The organism is Petrotoga halophila DSM 16923, assembly GCF_002924615.1.
On the sequence record NZ_JALY01000265.1, the window covers coordinates 1 to 3,290 of the forward strand.

The 3,290-nt window shown below is 37.9% G+C and carries 4 protein-coding genes; all 4 read left to right on the plus strand.

Annotated features, from left to right (window positions below; genetic code table 11):
• Positions 1-183 precede the first annotated feature (183 nt).
• On the plus strand, positions 184-549 hold the full coding sequence (rplT, locus tag AA81_RS12685) for a 50S ribosomal protein L20 (protein WP_103079143.1): 366 nt from the start codon (positions 184-186) through the stop codon (positions 547-549).
• A 185-nt stretch (positions 550-734) separates the two neighbouring features.
• Entirely contained in the window at positions 735-1,340 is a 606-nt protein-coding gene (gene cysC / locus AA81_RS12690) for an adenylyl-sulfate kinase (RefSeq protein ID WP_103079144.1), read from the plus strand.
• Between the two features lie 260 nt (positions 1,341-1,600).
• The gene (sat, locus tag AA81_RS12695; RefSeq protein ID WP_103079145.1) at positions 1,601-2,755 is read left to right on the plus strand and encodes a sulfate adenylyltransferase; all 1,155 of its coding nucleotides are present in this window, start codon (positions 1,601-1,603) and stop codon (positions 2,753-2,755) included.
• Positions 2,756-2,839: 84 nt separating this feature from the next.
• Positions 2,840-3,290: ABC-ATPase domain-containing protein (locus AA81_RS12700; protein ID WP_245863645.1), on the plus strand; the 451-nt coding region annotated here is incomplete at its 3' end.

Below are 3,290 nucleotides of genomic sequence, written 5' to 3' on the forward strand. Positions count from 1 at the left end.
CGGGAAAATTCTACGACATAGAAATAATGTAGGGCATAATACAGGCTTCAAGAAAAGCAGTCATATGAGAAGACTTAAAAAAGAGGTTGAAGTACCTAGGGAAATAGTGGATAAAGTTAAGAAATCCATCGGATTAAAATGATGATTTGAATTAAACTTAAGTTAAAAAGGAGTGTATAGAATATGAGAATTAAACGAGCTGTTTCTTCTCGCAAAAAAAAGAAAAAATATTTGAAAGCAGCCAAAGGATACACAGGAGCGTTGAGTAGACGCTATTCATTAGCAAAACAACAGTATTATAAATCCGGAAAATATTCTTATGCAGGTAGAAAAAACAAAAAAAGAGATTATAGAAAACTTTGGATAACACGAATCAACGCTGCCGCAAGAGCGGAAGGCTTGAAGTATAATGAGTTAATTCATGGTTTGAAATTGGCCAACGTCGACATAAACAGAAAAATGCTTTCTGAACTTGCTGTAAACGATCCAGAGGGGTTCAATGAATACGTGAATATTGCTAAGCAATCTCTAGCTGAAAGCGTACAATAACTACAAAAGGGCGAATACACTCGCCCTTCTTTTTTTATCCACAGCCAGTTTTACTTTCCATTTTAACATAATCCCCGCATATGTTCTAATACCTTAACTTGACTGTGCCCTCTGATTGGAGTATAATCTTCTTGACAGAGTGCTTTTATTAAGAATTATCAATAAAGCTTTTGGGAGGTATAAAAGTGGAGAGAAAAAAGAGTGAGAATGTAGTATGGCATGCGGGGAAGGTAAAAAAAGAAGACAGAGAAAGATTTTTAGGGCAAAAGGGAGTAATCCTTTGGTTTACTGGGTTATCTGGATCCGGAAAATCGACTATAGCACATGATTTGGAAGAAAGATTGTTGAAAATGGGAAAGTTGTCGTATGTTTTGGATGGAGACAACATCAGACACGGTTTAAATGGTGATTTAGGATTCTCCCCAGAAGATAGGGAGGAAAATATTAGAAGGATAGGAGAAGTTGCAAAGTTATTCTCTGATCTTGGGATAATTACAATGACAGCCTTCATTTCCCCATACAAAAAAGATAGGCAGAGGGTAAGAGAGTTAGTAAAAGATGGAGAATTCATAGAGATATACGTAAAATGTCCACTTGATGAATTGAAAAACCGGGATCCAAAGGGTATGTACGAAAAGGCGATGAAAGGCGAAATAAAAAATTTCACAGGGATTTCAGCTCCCTACGAAGAGCCTGAGAATCCTGAGTTAATTTTGAATACCGATGTAGAAAGCATAGATGAATCGGTTGAAAAGGTTATTGAATATCTGAGAAACAATGATATCATTTGAAGAAAGTTTGATAGGTCTGATTGAGCCCTCCTACCTGCTGGATTAGGATTCGCAGGTTACTTCCTTAGAGGGTGAGGAGCAGGGGGAAGGGCGCTAAAACAAGTTTTATGAATAAGACTTTGACCTTAAAAGGGTCACAGGGCGGAGCCCTCCCCCGCCAGGGTCTAAGGGACCGCAGGTCCCTTCCATAGAAGGGTGGGGAGCGGGGTGAAGGGGCGTTAAAAAAAGCTTTATGATTAAAAACTATGGAGGTCTAAAAAATGATTGAGCCACACGGTGGAAAATTGATCAACAAAATAGCTACCGAAGAAGAAAAAAAAGAATGGTTAAAAAGATCGAAAGAGTTAAAAAGTATAAGTGTATCTTATTTTGATCTATCTGAGTTAGAAAACATTGCAACTGGACTATTCAGCCCATTAGAAGGGTTTATGACAAAAGAAGATTACGATTCTGTTTTAGACAACATGAGGTTATCTAATGGAACGGTATGGTCCATTCCTATAATTCTATCGGTAAAAAAAGAGATTGCAGACGAACTAAAAGTGGGAGAAGATGTATTGATAAAGAACCAAGAAGATTCAAAAGAGTACGCGATACTACATCTTCAAGACAAGTTTGAAAGAAGAAAAGAAGAAGAGGCACTGAAAGTTTACAAAACACAAGACAAAGCCCATCCTGGGGTGAAGTTTTTATACGAGCAAGGAGAGATAGCATTAGGTGGAGAGATTACCTTACTCAACAGGATAGAGCACGAAAACTTTCAAGAGTTCAGGCTCGATCCAAAAGATACAAGAAAGTTATTCTCTGAAAAGGGATGGAAAACAATAGTAGCCTTTCAAACGAGAAATCCCATACACAGGGCACACGAATATTTGCAGAAAACAGCGCTTGAAATCGTCGATGGTTTGTTCTTAAACCCATTGGTGGGAAAAACAAAAAAGGAAGATATCCCCTCCGATGTGAGGATGAAATCCTACGAAGTTATACTGGACAAGTATTACCCAAAAGAAAGGGTATTTTTAGGGGTGTTTCCTGTTAACATGAGATACGCCGGACCAAAAGAAGCTATCTTTCATGCTATATGTAGAAAGAACTATGGATGTACACACTTTATTGTAGGAAGAGACCATGCAGGTGTTGGAAATTACTATGGAACTTACGAAGCTCAAGAGATATTTGACCAGTTTAAACCCGAAGAGATAGGGATAGTGCCACTAAAATTTGAACACGCGTTTTATTGCACCAAGTGTGAAAATATGGCTACGGCAAAAACATGTCCACACGGAAAAGAAGATCATGTGTTCCTTAGTGGGACAAAGGTGAGGGAAATGCTTTCAAAAGGAGAAAAACCACCAAAAGAATTCACAAGAGCCGAGGTTGCAGAAATACTGATGAAATACTATATGGGTAAATGATTTAGTTAATCTTTAGATAAAATATTAGATTGTTGAAAAATATACAAGGCGTCTGTATAAGGCGCCTTTTTTGGGGGTTTGAAGATGCAAAACAAGGATAAATTAAAAAAGACACTCAAAAATATTAATGGAAGAGGGTATAAGGCTTATAAACAGATACAGTCAAACTGGTATGATTTTGGCTATTACAAGTTAGGGATACCTTACGTACAAGGAGATCCTTTTGCCAGTCCTTCCAGCATTCTAATTAGAATAGACCAGCAAGTAACAAATTTTCCAGCCTGGTTCTGGGAAAATAAGATAAGACGAATGGCAGTGACTGATTTTTTAACCAGACTAATTGAGCGAGCCATAAAAAAATATAGCAAAGGTCAAAGGGGATCTGGAAAAAGCGGACTGATCGCCATTACTAAGACAGGTCAGGAAGTATTGGAAAGAACCTCTGTTGAGTTTAATAAAGATATGATAGAGGCCCGGCTTAGTTTAGGTTTACCCGCCGCTGGTCGTAGAGTACTGGGCCATGAAGCTTATAAAA

What these genes read in the sequence shown, in the direction of transcription:
- rplT (WP_103079143.1), top strand. Translation starts at nt 184, where the DNA reads ATGAGAATTAAACGAGCTGTTTCTTCTCGCAAAAAAAAGAAAAAATAT.
- sat (WP_103079145.1), top strand. Translation starts at nt 1,601, where the DNA reads ATGATTGAGCCACACGGTGGAAAATTGATCAACAAAATAGCTACCGAA.